At 70.8% G+C, this 14,232-nt stretch carries 13 protein-coding genes and 1 pseudogene; 4 read left to right on the top strand and 10 right to left on the bottom strand.

The window, feature by feature from the left end; genetic code table 11:
- Positions 1–15 precede the first annotated feature (15 nt).
- From aroC to rpsD, 8 genes are all read right to left on the bottom strand, one after another.
- A complete protein-coding gene (gene aroC, locus AC07FT_RS27370) occupies positions 16–1,200 on the bottom strand; it encodes a chorismate synthase (protein ID WP_479178511.1) in 1,185 nt (394 codons plus the stop codon).
- 225 nt (positions 1,201–1,425) lie between these two features.
- Positions 1,426–2,271 carry a shikimate dehydrogenase gene (locus AC07FT_RS27365; protein ID WP_479178510.1) on the bottom strand — a complete coding sequence of 282 codons (846 nt, stop codon included), beginning with the start codon at positions 2,269–2,271 and terminating at the stop codon, positions 1,426–1,428.
- Positions 2,272–2,277: 6 nt separating this feature from the next.
- Positions 2,278–4,137, bottom strand: coding sequence for an endolytic transglycosylase MltG (gene mltG, locus AC07FT_RS27360; RefSeq protein WP_479178508.1), 1,860 nt, complete (start codon positions 4,135–4,137; stop codon positions 2,278–2,280).
- A gap of 85 nt (positions 4,138–4,222) precedes the next feature.
- Entirely contained in the window at positions 4,223–4,687 is a 465-nt protein-coding gene (ruvX, locus tag AC07FT_RS27355) for a Holliday junction resolvase RuvX (protein WP_254742083.1), read from the bottom strand.
- 5 nt (positions 4,688–4,692) lie between these two features.
- Positions 4,693–7,362 carry an alanine--tRNA ligase gene (gene alaS, locus AC07FT_RS27350; RefSeq protein WP_479178507.1) on the bottom strand — a complete coding sequence of 890 codons (2,670 nt, stop codon included), beginning with the start codon at positions 7,360–7,362 and terminating at the stop codon, positions 4,693–4,695.
- On the bottom strand, positions 7,362–7,688 hold the full coding sequence (locus AC07FT_RS27345) for a DUF6167 family protein (protein ID WP_479178506.1): 327 nt from the start codon (positions 7,686–7,688) through the stop codon (positions 7,362–7,364). Before AC07FT_RS27345 ends, alaS begins: the two co-directional genes overlap by 1 nt.
- A gap of 8 nt (positions 7,689–7,696) precedes the next feature.
- Positions 7,697–8,137, bottom strand: a complete 441-nt coding sequence (locus AC07FT_RS27340; protein WP_254742092.1) for a DUF948 domain-containing protein — start codon at positions 8,135–8,137, stop codon at positions 7,697–7,699.
- A gap of 269 nt (positions 8,138–8,406) precedes the next feature.
- Complete coding sequence (gene rpsD / locus AC07FT_RS27335) at positions 8,407–9,018, bottom strand: 30S ribosomal protein S4 (protein WP_176179690.1); 612 nt, start codon at positions 9,016–9,018, stop codon at positions 8,407–8,409.
- Between the two features lie 193 nt (positions 9,019–9,211).
- Between rpsD and AC07FT_RS27330 the strand changes: the two genes are divergently transcribed.
- Positions 9,212–9,952, top strand: a complete 741-nt coding sequence (locus AC07FT_RS27330) for a DUF2470 domain-containing protein (RefSeq protein WP_479178504.1) — start codon at positions 9,212–9,214, stop codon at positions 9,950–9,952.
- Between the two features lie 64 nt (positions 9,953–10,016).
- Here AC07FT_RS27330 and AC07FT_RS27325 read toward each other — a convergent pair whose 3' ends face one another.
- Together AC07FT_RS27325 and AC07FT_RS27320 are read right to left on the bottom strand one after the other, a co-directional pair.
- On the bottom strand, positions 10,017–11,390 hold the full coding sequence (locus AC07FT_RS27325; RefSeq protein WP_479178503.1) for a replication-associated recombination protein A: 1,374 nt from the start codon (positions 11,388–11,390) through the stop codon (positions 10,017–10,019).
- A gap of 41 nt (positions 11,391–11,431) precedes the next feature.
- The gene (locus AC07FT_RS27320) at positions 11,432–12,088 is read right to left on the bottom strand and encodes a vitamin K epoxide reductase family protein (protein WP_479178501.1); all 657 of its coding nucleotides are present in this window, start codon (positions 12,086–12,088) and stop codon (positions 11,432–11,434) included.
- 194 nt (positions 12,089–12,282) lie between these two features.
- Here AC07FT_RS27320 and AC07FT_RS27315 point away from each other — a divergent pair, with 194 nt between their 5' ends.
- From AC07FT_RS27315 to AC07FT_RS27305, 3 genes and pseudogenes are all read left to right on the top strand, one after another.
- Positions 12,283–13,161, top strand: coding sequence for an ABC transporter ATP-binding protein (locus AC07FT_RS27315; RefSeq protein WP_479178500.1), 879 nt, complete (start codon positions 12,283–12,285; stop codon positions 13,159–13,161).
- Entirely contained in the window at positions 13,158–13,997 is an 840-nt protein-coding gene (locus tag AC07FT_RS27310; protein WP_479178499.1) for an ABC transporter permease, read from the top strand. The genes AC07FT_RS27315 and AC07FT_RS27310 overlap by 4 nt, the downstream gene beginning before the upstream one ends.
- A pseudogene (locus AC07FT_RS27305) lies at positions 13,955–14,232 on the top strand (sensor histidine kinase); the annotation flags it as partial. The gene AC07FT_RS27310 and the pseudogene AC07FT_RS27305, both read left to right, overlap by 43 nt.

Genomic DNA, 14,232 nt, shown 5'->3' with positions numbered 1-14,232 from the left:
GCCCGCTCGGGGCGCTCACCGGATGGCCAGGTTCTCGAGGAAGCTCCGCACATTGCGGCGGGTCTCGGGGACCGAGTCGCCGCCGAACTTCTCCGCGACCGCGTCGGCGAGCACCAGCGCGACCATCGCCTCGGCGACGATCCCCGCCGCCGGGACGGCGCACACATCGGAGCGCTGGTGGTGGGCGGTGGTCGGCTCACCGGTGGTGACGTCGATGGTGGCCAGCGCGCGCGGCACGGTCGCGATCGGCTTCATCGCGGCGCGGACGCGCAGCAGCTCACCGGTGGTCAGCCCGCCCTCGGTGCCGCCGGAGCGGCCGGAGGCGCGCTTGATGCCGTCCTCGGACGGCAGGATCTCGTCATGCGCCTGGGAGCCGGGCACCCGGGCGAGGTCGAAACCGTCGCCGACCTCGACGCCCTTGATGGCCTGGATGCCCATGAGGGCCGCCGCCAGCCGGGCGTCCAGCCGCCGGTCCCAGTGCACATGGGAGCCGAGGCCCACCGGCACGCCGTAGGCCAGCACCTCCACGACACCGCCGAGGGTGTCGCCGTCCTTGTGGGCCTGGTCGATCTCGGCCACCATCGCCTTGCTCGCGCCGGAGTCCAGGCAGCGCACCGGATCGGCGTCCAGCTGCTCGACGTCGGACGGCCGGGGGTAGACACCGTAGGGGGCCTTGGCCGCGGCCAGCTCCACCACATGGGAGACGATCTCGATCCCGGCCGTCTCCTTGAGGTAGGAGCGGGCGACGGTGCCGAGGGCGACCCGGGCGGCGGTCTCCCGGGCGCTGGCGCGCTCCAGGATCGGCCGGGCCTCGTCGAAGCCGTACTTCTGCATTCCGGCTAGGTCGGCGTGGCCGGGGCGGGGGCGGGTGAGCGGCGCGTTACGGGCCAGTCCCGCGAGGATCTCCTCGTCCACCGGGTCGGCTGCCATGACCTGTTCCCACTTCGGCCACTCGGTGTTGCCGACCATGATGGCGACCGGTGAGCCGAGGGTCAGACCGTGGCGTACGCCGCCGAGGAAGGTGACCTCGTCCCGCTCGAACTTCATCCGGGCACCGCGGCCGTAGCCGAGCCGCCGCCGCGCCAGGGCGTCCGCCACCATCTCGGTGGTGATCGGTACACCGGCGGGCAGCCCCTCCAGCGTCGCCACGAGTGCGGGGCCGTGCGACTCCCCCGCGGTCAGCCAACGCAACCTGCTCAACGGTGCTCCCTCATGCTTCGCGCCTCGACGTCGTACGGCGCGGCCTGGGCACACCTCCCAGCGGTGGCTGGGGGCACCGGCCCCGGCCCGCCACCTACGATCCTCCCACGTCCACGAGGGCCACCGGGGCTCCGGTCCAGCTGGCGGACCCCATCGTCCCGGAATCAGCGGGTGGGCCGGGGCGTCAGCGGGTGGGCCGGGTGCATCAGCGGGTGGGCGGGGGCGTCAGCGGCCGCGCGCCGCCAGCGCGGCCTCGCCCGCCGCGCGCATCGCGGCCAGCGGCGCGGGTGCCCGGCCGGTCATCTGCTCGACCTGCAGAACCGCCTGGTGCACCAACAGGTCCAGACCCCCGACGACCGCGCCGCCGCGCGCCGACCAGGCCGCGGCCAGCGGGGTCGGCCAGGGATCGTAGAGCACGTCGAAGAGCGCGCCGGGCCGGTCCGGGACGGACCCGGCCAGCGCGTCGGTGGTACCCGCGGGGGTGGTGGCGATCACCAGCGGGGCGTCGAAGGCGGTGGCCGCGTCGGACCAGTCCGCCGTGCGCACCACCACACCCAGCCGCTCACCCCACTGCCGCATCTCGGCCGCCCGCGCCTGGCTGCGGACGTATGCGGTGACCTCGCCGTCGCAGATCAGGGCGAGCGCGGCGAGGGCGGAGGAGGCGGTGGCCCCGGCGCCCAGCACGGCGGCGCGCTCGACCCGCTCCACCCCGCGCTCGCGCAGGGCGGCCGCCATTCCCGGGATGTCGGTGTTGTCCCCGACGCGGTGGCCGTCGTCGGTGAAGACCACCGTGTTGACGGCCTCCACCGATGCCGCGGTCTCGCTGACCCGGTCCAGCAGCGGGATGACGGCGCGCTTGAGCGGCATGGTCAGCGAGAGCCCGGCCCAGGCGGGGCCGCCGTCCTCGCCGAGCCGCGCGAGGAAGCCGGGCAGTGCGGCCTCGTCCACCTCGAAGCGGTCGTAGACCCAGCCGCCCAGGCCGAGTTCGCGGTAGGCGGCCCGGTGCAGTACCGGTGACAGGGAGTGGGCGATGGGCGAACCGAGCACCGCGGCCCTGCGGTTTTCCGACATCTTTCCTCAGCCGTCGTTCTTGCGCTGCCGGTTGAACTTGTCGACCCACTTCTGGTGTTCGGCGTAGGTCTTGGAGAACTGGCTCGTCTCGCCGTCGAGCGAGATGAAGTAGTACCAGCCGTCGTCGGTCGGGTTCATCGCCGCCTTGAGCGCGTCCTGGCCCGGGTTGCCGATCGGACCGGGGGTCAGCCCGGCGTAGAAGTACGTGTTGTACGGATTGTTGTACTTCTTGATCTCTCTGATGGAGATATCGATCTTGCTCTGGTTCTTGATGTAGTTGTACGTGGAGTCGAACTCCAGCTTGCCGTTGGTCTCGGTGTTGCCCGGCTTCAGCCGGTTGTAGACGACCTCGGACATCTTGCGGAAGTCGCTGTGGGTGACGCCCTCCGCCTGGACCAGGCTGGCGACGGTGATCAGCTGGAGCGGCGACTTCAGGCCGAGTTCGTCGGCCTTGCCCTCCAGGTCCTGCTTGGCGTAGTTCTGCCGGGCCAGGGCGACCATCTTGCGCAGGACATCCTTGGGCTTGGCGTCCTCGCCGACGCTGTAGCGCGACGGGTAGAGGAATCCTTCCAGCGGATCCTTGATCTTGGCGTTGTCATCGGCCCAGGACGGCAGGCCCAGGTTCTTGGCCTCCTTCTTGGCGATGCCCGCGGTGGTGCCCGACTTCAGGCCGATCTTCTTGTCGATGGCCGCGTAGACCGTGGCGTTGCGCATGCCCTCGGTGACCATCAGGGCGTTCTGGCTCGTCGGGTCGGACATCATCTTGACCGCGGCGGCACCCGACATCTCCTTGTTCAGGGTGTAGGTGCCCGGTTGTATGACCTTGCCGCTGTCCTCCACCGCCTTCACAAAGGCCCGGCTGCTCTTCACCACGCCCTTGTTGGTGAGGATGTCGCCGATCGTGGCACCGCCGGAGCCCTCGGGGATCTCGACGGTGACCGAGCCGCTGCCCGCACCGGAGTAGTCCGGCGCCGGGCCGAACCGGCTCTGCCAGAAGTCATAGGCGAAGTAACCGCCACCCCCGACCACGCCCACCAGGGCGACGGTGACGAACAGGCAGGCGACGCCACTGCGGCGTTTGGCAGGTTTGCCCGATCCGCCCTTCTTGCCGCGGCGTTCACCGGTCGCGGCGCCGTCATCGGCGTCGTCGTCCCCGTCATCGTCCGACGGGATCCGGCCACGGCTGCCCTTGCCGTCCTGGAAGAAGGGGTGGTCCTCCTCCGGGCGCCCGCGCCGACGGGTCTCCTCGGCGGCCGGATCCGGCGCGGCCGGATCCTGGGGCACCTGCGGCATCTCCTGCGTCTGCGGCGCCTCCTGCACCCGCGGCATGGCCTGTGTCTGCGGCGCGGACTGCGGGACCTGCTGCTGAACCTGGTGCTGGGCCTGCTGCGGAACCTGCTGCTGGTAGCCGTCCTGGCCGTAGTAGCCGCCGGGGGCGGGGGCGCCCTGGCCGGCGCCGTACGGGTCGGCGGGCCGGGCGTAGGGATCGTGCGGATCGAGACCGCCGCCGTAGCCGCCGTCCCAGCCGCCGCCCGCGTAGTTCTGCGGCATCTGCTGCGGATGGCCGCCGTTCTGCCCGTTCCACTGCGGCTGCTGCGGCTGCTGCTGGTACTGCTGGGGGTCCTGCGGATGGCCGTGGGGGTCACGCTGGTGTCCGTACGGATCCTGTCCGTAGGGGTCCTGGCCGTAGCCGTCCGGTGCGTGCGCGCCCTGCCCGTACGGGTCCTGGGCGTACGGGTCCTGGCCGTAAGCGGCCTGCTGGGGATCGTGACCGGTAACCGCCTGGTGTCCCCATCCCTGGTCCCCGTACAACGGGTCCTCGGGATGCCACGGTTGGGAGCCGGGTCCCCGGCCGTACTCAGTCATCGAACCCCTAGCGACGGTGGTGGCGGCCGCGGTCGGTGCTCGGGTTCGCGGCTGCCATGTCGCGCGGAACGTTACCGTATCGCGATCAGATGACCACTTCGACGGCCTCTCCCGGCGGCCGTCCCGAGGTACGCTCCGCCTCCAGCGCGCTCTGCAGGATCACCACGGCGGCTGCCTGGTCAACCACCGAACGGCCCTTCTTGGACGTCACGCCGGAAGCGCGCAGCCCCTGGGCCGCTGTGACAGTGGTCATACGCTCGTCGACCAGCCGCACCGAGACCGGTTGCACCCGCCGCGCCAACTCCCGCGCGAAGGTCCGTACCTTGGCCGCGGCCGGCCCCTCGCGTCCGCTGAGCGAACGCGGCAGGCCGACCACCACCTCCAGGGGCTCGTACTCCCCGACGATCGCCGCCAGCCGCTTGTGGGCGGCCGGGATGTCACGTCCCGGCACCGTCTCCACGGGGGTGGCGAGGATCCCGTCGGGGTCGCACGAGGCGACCCCGATGCGGGCGTCCCCGACGTCGATGGCGATGCGCCTGCCGCGTCGCACGGCGGTCAGGCCGATTCCGCGACGAGCCGCTCGACGGCCTCGATGGCCTCGGCGACGGCGCCCGGGTTCTGGCCGCCGCCCTGGGCGACGTCCGGCTTGCCGCCGCCTCCGCCGCCGAGCGTCTTGGCGGCGGTGCGGACCAGGTCACCGGCCTTGAGCCCGCGCTCACGGGCGGCCTCGTTGGTGGCGATGACGGTCAGCGGACGGTCGTTCGCCACCGTGAACAGGGCGGTGACGACCGGGCGGTCACCCGGGATGCGCCCGCGGACGTCCAGCACCAGCTTGCGCAGGTCGTCGGCGGAGGTGCCGTCCGGCACCTTGGCGGCGACCAGGGCCACGCCCCGGACGTCCTTGGCGCCCGCGGCGAGACCGGCGGCGGCCTGGAGCACCTTCTCGGCGCGGAACCGCTCGATCTCCTTCTCCGCCTCCTTGAGCTTGGTGAGCATGCCGGAGATCTTCTCCGGGAGCTCCTCCGGGCGGCCCTTGACCAGTTCGGTCAGCCGGGAGACGACCGTGTGCTCACGGGCGAGGAAGTTGTAGGCGTCCACGCCCACCAGGGCCTCGACACGGCGCACCCCGGAGCCGATGGAGGACTCGCCGAGCAGCTTCACCAGACCCAGCTGGGCGGTGTTGTGCACATGCGTACCGCCGCACAGCTCCTTGGAGAAGTCGCCGATGGTCACCACGCGCACCCGGTCGCCGTACTTCTCGCCGAACTCGGCGATGGCGCCCTGCTTCTTGGCGTCGTCCATGCTCATCACCTCGGCGGTGACGTCGAGCTCCCGGGAGAGGACCTCGTTGATCTTCTGCTCGACATCGGTGAGCACGGTGCCGGGTACGGCGGCCGGGGAGCCGAAGTCGAAGCGGAAGCGGCCCGGCGAGTTCTCCGAACCGGCCTGGGCGGCGGTCGGGCCGAGGGCGTCGCGCAGCGCCTGGTGGGTCAGGTGGGTGGCGCTGTGGGCACGGGCGATGGCACGGCGCCGGGTGACGTCGATCTGGGCGTGGGCACCGGAGCCGACCGTCACCTCACCGACCTGGACGACGCCCTTGTGCACGCTGACACCGGGCACCGGCTGCTGGACGTCACGGACCTCGACGACGGCGCCGGAGTCCAGCCGGATCCTGCCGGTGTCGGCGAGCTGGCCACCGCCCTCGGCGTAGAACGGGGTGCGGTCCAGGACGACCTCGACCTCGTCGCCCTCGCCGGCGGCGGGTGAGGACACCCCGTCGACCAGCAGTCCGACGACCGTGGACTCGCCCTCGGTGGCGGTGTAGCCGGTGAAGACGGTGGAGCCGGAGGTGTCGGCCACCTCACGGTAGGCGGACATATCGGCATGACCGGTCTTCTTGGCCTTGGCGTCGGCCTTGGCGCGCTCCCGCTGCTCCTTCATCAGACGGCGGAAGCCGTCCTCGTCCACGCTCAGGCCCTGTTCGGCGGCCATCTCGAGGGTGAGGTCGATCGGGAAGCCCCAGGTGTCGTGGAGCAGGAACGCCTTGTCGCCGGCGAGCACACGGCCACCGGCGGCCTTGGTGTCGCTGACGGCGGTGTCCAGGATGTTGGTGCCGGCCTTCAGCGTCTTGAGGAAGGCGGCCTCCTCGGCGAGGGCGACGGTCTCGATGCGCTTGCGGTCGGTGAGCAGCTCCGGGTACTGCTGGCCCATCGTCTTCAGGACGACGTCGACCAGCTCACCGACGACCGGGCCGGTGGCACCGAGGATGCGCATGTTGCGGATGGCGCGGCGCATGATGCGGCGCAGCACATAGCCGCGGCCCTCGTTGCCGGGGGTGACGCCGTCGCCGATGAGCATCACGGAGGTGCGCATGTGGTCGGCGACCACGCGCAGCGCGACATCGCTGTCCTGGGCGGCGCCGTAGGCGACCCCGGTCAGCTCGGTGGCCTTGTCCATGACCACGCGCAGGGTGTCGGTCTCGTACATGTTGTGCACGCCCTGGAGGATCATGGCGAGCCGCTCGAGGCCGAGACCGGTGTCGATGTTCTTGGAGGGGAGCTCACCGAGGATCGGGAAGTTCTCCTTGCCCTCGCCCGCACCGCGCTCGTACTGCATGAAGACCAGGTTCCAGATCTCCACGTAGCGCTCGTCGTTGACGGCCGGGCCGCCCTCCTCGCCGAACTCCGGGCCACGGTCGTAGTTGATCTCGGAGCAGGGACCGCAGGGGCCGGGGACGCCCATGGACCAGTAGTTGGGGCCCATGCCCAGGCGCTGGATACGCTCGGCGGGGACGCCGATGACATCACGCCAGATGCGCTCGGCCTCGTCGTCCTGCTCGTAGACGGTGATCCACAGCCGGTCGGCCTCCAGGCCGTAGCCGCCGTCCTCGACGGAGGAGGTCAGCAGCTCCCAGGCGTAGCGGATGGCCCCTTCCTTGAAGTAGTCGCCGAAGGAGAAGTTGCCGCACATCTGGAAGAAGGTGCCGTGCCGGGTGGTCTTGCCGACCTCTTCGATGTCCGGGGTGCGGACGCACTTCTGCACGCTGACGGCCCGGTCGAAGGGCGGCTTGACCTCGCCGAGGAAGTACGGCTTGAAGGGGACCATGCCCGCGGGGACCAGGAGCAGCGTCGGGTCGTCCGCGATGAGCGACGCCGACGGCACGACGGTGTGCCCGCGCTCCTCGAAGAAGCGCAGCCAGCGGCGGCGGATTTCAGCCGACTCCATCAGTGGTCCTCATTTCCGGCGGATGTGGGGTGGTGGGGGTGGGTGAGCTGGGCGCGGCCACGCTGGGCGGGCAGCTGCCGGATGTCGTCGGCGGGGGGTGCCGCGGTCAGACCGAGCGCGTCCTTGAGCGCCGCCTCACGGTCGGCCATGCCGTCCCGCACGTCGAGCGCGAAGACCTTGATCCGCCGGCCCGCGAGCACCGCCCGGTCGGCGGCCTGCGCCGCCAGGCTCTCCGGGGTGAGCTGGTTGAGCTTGCGGTTGACCTTGGTGGTGGCCCACACACCGGCGGCGACGCCGGTGGTGAACCAGAACGTGCGGCGGAACATCCGGTCTGTCAGCCCTTCGATCCACGGTTGCGGCGGCCGCCCCAGCGGGCGGACGGCAGGGTCTTGCCGACGACGACGGTGCGCGCGGGACGCTCGTCCGGGCGCCCCTTGCGGCCGATCGCGCGGCGCACGCCGTAGCCGAACGCGGCCACCTTGACCAGCGGTCCGCCGAAGGCGGTGGAGACGGTCGAGGAGAGCGCGGAGGCGTTGGAGGTGACCTCCTGGACGTCGGCCGCGATCGAGTCCACCCGCGCGAGCTGGGTGTTGGCCGAGCGGACGGTCGCGGAGGCCTCACTGAGCAGCGGTACGGCCTGCTCGGTGACCTCGGCCACCAGCTTGGTGGTCGCCCTGAGCGTCTGCGCGAGCCTCACCAGTGCGAAGGCGAGGAAGGACACGAGGATCGCCCAGAAGACGGCCACGAGGATCCCGGCCACCTCTCCACCGGACACGTTGCACCGCTCCCCTGCTGCCGCTCGTCGTCGGTCGTCGTACTCGGTCGTCCGTCGTCCGTCGCCCGCCGCTCTCGGGCGGTCATCCGGGCGCGGGCGGCAGGTATCGACCTTATCGCGCCGCGCGGGCCCACCTGAAACGCATTAGGGTCCCGCACTCGCGGCCGGTGGGAACCGGACCGGACGAGCGGGGACCGAACGGCCCGCGGGCCCCCGTCGACGAAGTCGGGGGAACCCGCGGGCCGGATGAGTACGCGGTGTCCGCTGGATCAGCGGGCGTAGTACTCGACGACGAGCTGCTCGTCGCAGATCACCGGGATCTCCTTGCGGTTGGGGTCCCGGTCCAGGCGGAAGGCCAGCGCCTTCAGGTTGACCTGAAGGTAGCGCGGGGTCTCGCCGTCGGGGGCGTAGCCACCCTCACGGGCCACCTGGAAGGGGTGCTTGTCGCGGCTGCGCTCGCGAACCATCACCACGTCGTCCGGGCGGACGCGGAAGGAGGGCTTGTCGACCTTGCGGCCGTTGACGTCGATGTGGCCGTGGACCACCATCTGGCGGGCCTGGTAGATCGTGCGGGCGATACCGCTCCGCAGGACGAGCGCGTCCAGACGGCGCTCAAGCTCGACGATCAGGGCTTCGCCCGTCTTGCCTTCGACCTTCCGAGCGCGGTCGTAGGCACGGGCCATCTGGCGCTCACTGATGTCGTACTGAGCGCGCAGACGCTGCTTCTCCAGCAGACGGACCTTGTAGTCACTGGTCTGCTTGCGGCCACGGCCGTGCTCACCCGGCGGGTACGGGCGAGCTTCGAAGTACTTGACGGCCTTCGGGGTCAGCGCGATGCCGAGCGCTCGCGACTTCTTGACCTTGGGACGCGACTGGTTCACGTGGAACCTTCCTCCATGTACGTTAGGTTAGCCTTACCTTAGCCGAGGAGAACGCATGTTTCGACCTGGGATCCCCCTGCCCAGCACTGGTCAGAGCGCCGAGAAGGGTCAGCCGCGTCCCATGGAAGGCGCCCTGCGGCCATCGGCGGCGGAGCGCATACGGACTCTCGTGGATGCCAAGGCTACGGCGTCTTTGTCGATTCCCGGAATCGAGGTCCCCGATGAGCTCGGCGCACATGAGCCGGCGGCCCGTACCGTGACCCCCGAGGGGGACGTTCTGCTGCTGGTCCCGGGCGGCTCTCCGGCCGCCCGCGCCGCCGCGTACGCCCAGCATGACGACCTGGCCTGCGTGATGGAGATCACGGACGTCGCCCCCGTGGCGATGCCCCACCGGATCCGCGGCCGGGCCTGGATCTCCGGCTGGCTCACCCCCGTGCGCAACGGCGAACGGGCGGCCGGAGCCGCTCTGATGGCCGAACACCACCCGGTCGGGGAACTGCTCGGGCTGCGCGAGGCGCTGCTGCCCGACTCCGGCAACGGCCCCTCCCCGCGGACCTCGTGGACCCTGCTGCGGCTGGAGGTCGCCGAGGCGTGCGTGGACGACCTGTGGGGCGCGGACGACGTCGAGCCGGAGGAGTTCGCGGTGGCCGACCCCGATCCGCTGGCCGCGCACGAGGCCGATCTGCTCCAGCATCTGCACTCCGCCCACAGCGACCAGGTGCGCGGGCTGTGCGCCCTGCTCGGCGACCGCTCGTCGCTGGTGTGCACCCACGGCCAGGCGATCCCGGTGGCGCTGGACCGCTTCGGGCTCAGGATCCGCTTCACCGATGGCTCCGGCCGGCCCTTCGACGCGCGCTTCGACTTCCCGGAGCCGGTGCGCACCGTGTCCGAGCTGCGGCGGGCGATGCATCTGCTGTTCGACGCGGCCGGTTGAAGGCCGGTTGATGCCGGTTGAAGAACGCACCCGAACCGCACCCGAAGGGACGAGCGCGCGGCAGCTACGACGCATCCGGTGCGGGGGGCGCATCGCCGCGCAGCCGGGCGCGCACGCGCTCGACCACATCGGCGTAACGCGCCTCGGCGCCGTACCGCGTCGGCTCGTAGTACCGCTTGCCGTGGATCTTGTCCGGGGCGTACTGCTGCGCGGCGATCCCGCCCGGGAGGTCATGCGGATAGAGATAGCCCTGGGCGTGCCCCAGCTTCGCGGCGCCCTTGTAGTGGCCGTCCCGCAGATGCGCCGGTACCGGTCCGGCCAGCCCCGCCCGGACATCTGCCAGCGCCGCGCCGATCGCCGTGGTGGCGGCGTTGGACTTGGGCGCGAGGGCCAGCGCGATGGTGGCGTGGCTGAGGGTGAGCGCCGCCTCGGGAAAGCCGATCAGCGCGACCGCCTGGGCCGCCGCCACGGCGGTGGGCAGCGCGGTGGGATCGGCCAGTCCGATGTCCTCGCTCGCCGAGATCATCAGCCGCCGCGCGATGAACCGCGGGTCCTCCCCCGCCTCGATCATCCGCGCCAGGTAGTGCAGCGCCGCGTCCACGTCCGAGCCGCGGATGGACTTGATGAGGGCGCTCGCCACGTCGTAATGCTGATCGCCCGCGCGGTCGTACTTCACCGCCGCCCGGTCGACCGCCTCCTCCAGCGTGGTCAGCGTGATCTCCGCTTCGCCCTTGGCTATCGCCGAGCCCGCGCCCGCCTCCAGCGCCGTCAGCGCGCGCCGGGCGTCCCCGCCCGCGATCCGCAGCAGATGCGCCTCGGCCTCCTCGGGCAGCGTGACCGCGCCCCCGAGCCCCCGCTCATCGGCCAGCGCCCGGCCCAGCAGCCCGCGCAAGTCGTCATCGGTCAGCGGCTCCAGGGTGAGCAGCAGCGAACGTGACAGCAGGGGGGAGATCACCGAGAAATAGGGATTCTCGGTGGTGGCGGCGATCAGCGTCACCCAGCGGTTCTCCACGGCGGGCAGCAGGGAGTCCTGCTGGGCCTTGCTGAAGCGATGGATCTCATCGAGGAACAGCACCGTCTCCCGGCCGTACGCCCCGGAGGACCGGCGCGCCCCGTCGATGACGGCCCGCACCTCCTTGACCCCGGCGGTGATCGCCGACAGCTCCACGAAGCGCTTCTGGGTGGCCTGGCTGACCACATAGGCCAGCGTGGTCTTCCCGATGCCCGGCGGCCCCCAGAGGATCACCGAGGACGGTCCGGCCGGTCCCCCGCTGCCCTCGCCGACCAGTCTCCGCAGCGGAGACCCGGGCCGCAGCAGATGCTGCTGCCCCACGACCTCGTCCAGGGTGCGCGGACGCATGCGCACGGCCAGCGGACTGCTGGCGGGGTCCTTCTCCTGGCGTTCCTCAGCGGCGGCGGTGAACAGGTCTGGCTCCACCCGGGAAGCCTATGACACCCCACTGACAGCGCCGCCCCGCGTCAGCCCTGGGCGCCGGTCCAGAAGTCCCACCAGCGGGTCAGGATCATGATCCCGATGATGCCGATCCACAACACCGGCACCACCCAGTGGAACTCCAGCAGTCCCCGCTTGAGCCCCTCCGGGGCCGGCAGGTAGCCGTGCTTGATGTTGTAGCCGGTGACGTAGCAGAACATCACGATGGTGGCGACCCAGGCCAGGCAGCACCACAGGCACAGCGAACCGATGACGTACAGCGACTGGTACTGGAGCCAGGTGCAGAACGCGACGCCGAACAGCGTGCCCGCGTTGAACGTCAGCCAGTACCAGCGCGGGAACCGGGACCCGGCCAGCAGGGACACGCCCACGCACACGACGATGCCGTAGGCGACGAGCCCCAGCATCGGGTTCGGGAAGCCGAACGCCTGGGCCTGGTCGCTCTCCATGATGTTGCCGCAGGAGACGATCGGGTTGAGGCTGCAGCCGGGGGTGAAGGTCTTCCCCTCCGCCTTGGCCTCGAGGATCTTGTTCTTGTCGATCGTGATGACCCAGGCGGCGAGCAGCCCCAGCGCTCCGGTGATCACGAGCAACAGCGCGAAGGCACGACCGCCTCCGGTCCCGCTCCGCACGCTCTCCCGCACCTCGCCGGACTCCACGTCGTCCACCACTGTCGTCGCCATATCGCCGTCCGTCGCTCTCCACAGAGTCCAGAGTGTCCAGGCCCCCGTCGGGCACGGCCATTGTGCCGCAACGGGCATCGCCGTACGGCCCGGTTACCACAGCTCGGCCATCATCGCGTGTCCCCCGTTCGACGGACATAAGGCCGGCCGCCCGGTCGTCCCCGGAAGCCGCCCGGGGCGCGAGTCTCGTGACCATGACACATCAAGCGGTACGGGTGCGCGGACTCCGCAAGAGATACAGCGCGATCACCGCGCTGGACGGCGTTGACCTGGACATTCAGCAGGGTGAGGTGTTCGGGATCCTGGGTCCCAACGGGGCGGGCAAGAGCACGACGGTGGAGATCCTCCAGGGCCATCGCGACCGGGATTCGGGAGACGTCAACGTGCTGGGCCAGGACCCCGGCTCGGCGGGACGGGACTGGCGTTCCCGGATCGGCATCGTTTGGCAGGATGAGTCGTCTCCCGCCGAGTTGACGGTGGAGGAGACGGTGCGCCATTTCGCCCGCTACTACCCCCGGCCGCGCGACCCCGAGGAGGTCATCGGGCTGGTCGGGCTGGAGGCCAAGGCGCGCAGCCGGGTCAAGGCGTTGTCGGGCGGCCAGCGGCGCCGGCTGGATGTGGCCCTCGGGGTGATCGGCGATCCGGATCTGCTGCTCCTGGACGAGCCGACCACCGGCTTCGACCCGGTGGCGCGACGTCAGTTCTGGCAGCTGATGCGGAAGTTGGCTGCGGAGGGCACCACGATCGTGCTGACGACGCACTATCTCGAGGAGGCGGAGGAGCTCGCCGACCGCCTCGCGGTCATCACCGCGGGCCGGGTGGCCGCCGAAGGCGCCCCCGCCGAACTCCGCGACCGGTACGGATCGTTGGCGACGGTCCACTGGACCGATCCCGGGACCGGGCCGTGCAGCGAGGAGACCGCCACCCCGACCCGTACCGTCGCCGCGCTGATGCGCCGCTTCGACGGCGAGATACCCGGGCTGCGGATCGTCCGCCCCACCCTGGAGGACGTCTATCTGCGGCTCAGCGGCCGGTTCGGCGGCCCGGCGGCGGACGAGGAGAACATGCGATGACCACGAGCCGTACCAGCGGTGCCGCCGCCTCCCGCCCGCTGCCCGGCGCCTGGAGTGTCGGACTTCACCGTGGCGTCATCGAGCTGCGGCAGTTCTTCCGCCAACGCGAACAGGTGGTCTTCACTTTTGCCTTCCCCGTCGTCCTCCTGGCCCTGTTCGCCTCGGTCTTCAGCGATGACGTCAAGGGGGTCGGTGTCACCGCCTCACAGCTCTATGTGGCGGCCATGATCGCCGCGGGGGTGATGTCGACCAGCTTCCAGTCGCTGGGCGTCTCCATCGCGGTCGAGCGCGACGAGAAGGTGCTGCGGCGGTTGCGCGGCACCCCGATGCCCCCGGCCGCGTACTTCCTCGGCAAGCTGTGGCTGGTGCTGGTCACCGGGGTCGTGGAAACCGTCCTGCTGCTGCTCGTCGGAGCGTCCCTGTTCGATCTGGAACTGCCCACGAGCGCGGACAAGTGGCTGACGTTCGGCTGGGTCCTCGCCCTCGGTCTGACCGGCTGCGCGCTGCTGGGCATCGCCATCAGCAGTGTGCCGCGCTCGGGCAAGAGCGCCACCTCGGTGGTCGTTCTGCCGTTCCTGGTGCTCCAGTTCATCTCCGGCGTCTATATCTCCATCGACACGCTGCCGGACTGGATGCTCGATGTGGGCGCCCTCTTCCCGCTGAAGTGGATGTGCCAGGGGTTCCGCGGGGTATTCCTGCCCGATTCGGCGGCCGTGCTGGAGCAGACGGGCGCCTGGGAGTACGGGCGGATCGCGCTGGTGCTGGGCGGCTGGTGCGCCGGAGGATTGGTGCTGTGCCTGCTGACGTTCCGCTGGAAGAGCCGTCGCGACGGCTGACCGGCCCCCTCCCGCCCGACGTGTACTTCCGCATCTACCCCCGCTGGGACGCCTATTACGCGATCGTGTTCGTGGCGACCCTGCTGTTCATCGTGTTCGGATCCGATCCGGGTCCCGGCGCCCGCGCGGGCGCGGCGGCGCTCTTTTCCCCTGCCTCCCCCCCGTGCGTGCTTGTCTGCCTACAGGTCCTGTTTGGCCGAGAGGACGAACGGCGCCCCCGGGGGGTTCCCCTCTT

Source organism: Streptomyces sp. NPDC045899 (assembly GCF_056431485.1).
Note: the sequence above shows the minus strand (reverse complement) of the source record. Positions and strands in the feature narration are given on the sequence as shown.

What these genes read in the sequence shown, in the direction of transcription:
- alaS (WP_479178507.1), bottom strand. Translation starts at nt 7,362, where the DNA reads ATGGAGTCGGCTGAAATCCGCCGCCGCTGGCTGCGCTTCTTCGAGGAG.
- mltG (WP_479178508.1), bottom strand. Translation starts at nt 4,137, where the DNA reads ATGACTGAGTACGGCCGGGGACCCGGCTCCCAACCGTGGCATCCCGAG.
- AC07FT_RS27365 (WP_479178510.1), bottom strand. Translation starts at nt 2,271, where the DNA reads ATGTCGGAAAACCGCAGGGCCGCGGTGCTCGGTTCGCCCATCGCCCAC.
- AC07FT_RS27320 (WP_479178501.1), bottom strand. Translation starts at nt 12,088, where the DNA reads ATGGCGACGACAGTGGTGGACGACGTGGAGTCCGGCGAGGTGCGGGAG.
- AC07FT_RS27310 (WP_479178499.1), top strand. Translation starts at nt 13,158, where the DNA reads ATGACCACGAGCCGTACCAGCGGTGCCGCCGCCTCCCGCCCGCTGCCC.
- AC07FT_RS27345 (WP_479178506.1), bottom strand. Translation starts at nt 7,688, where the DNA reads ATGTTCCGCCGCACGTTCTGGTTCACCACCGGCGTCGCCGCCGGTGTG.
- AC07FT_RS27315 (WP_479178500.1), top strand. Translation starts at nt 12,283, where the DNA reads ATGACACATCAAGCGGTACGGGTGCGCGGACTCCGCAAGAGATACAGC.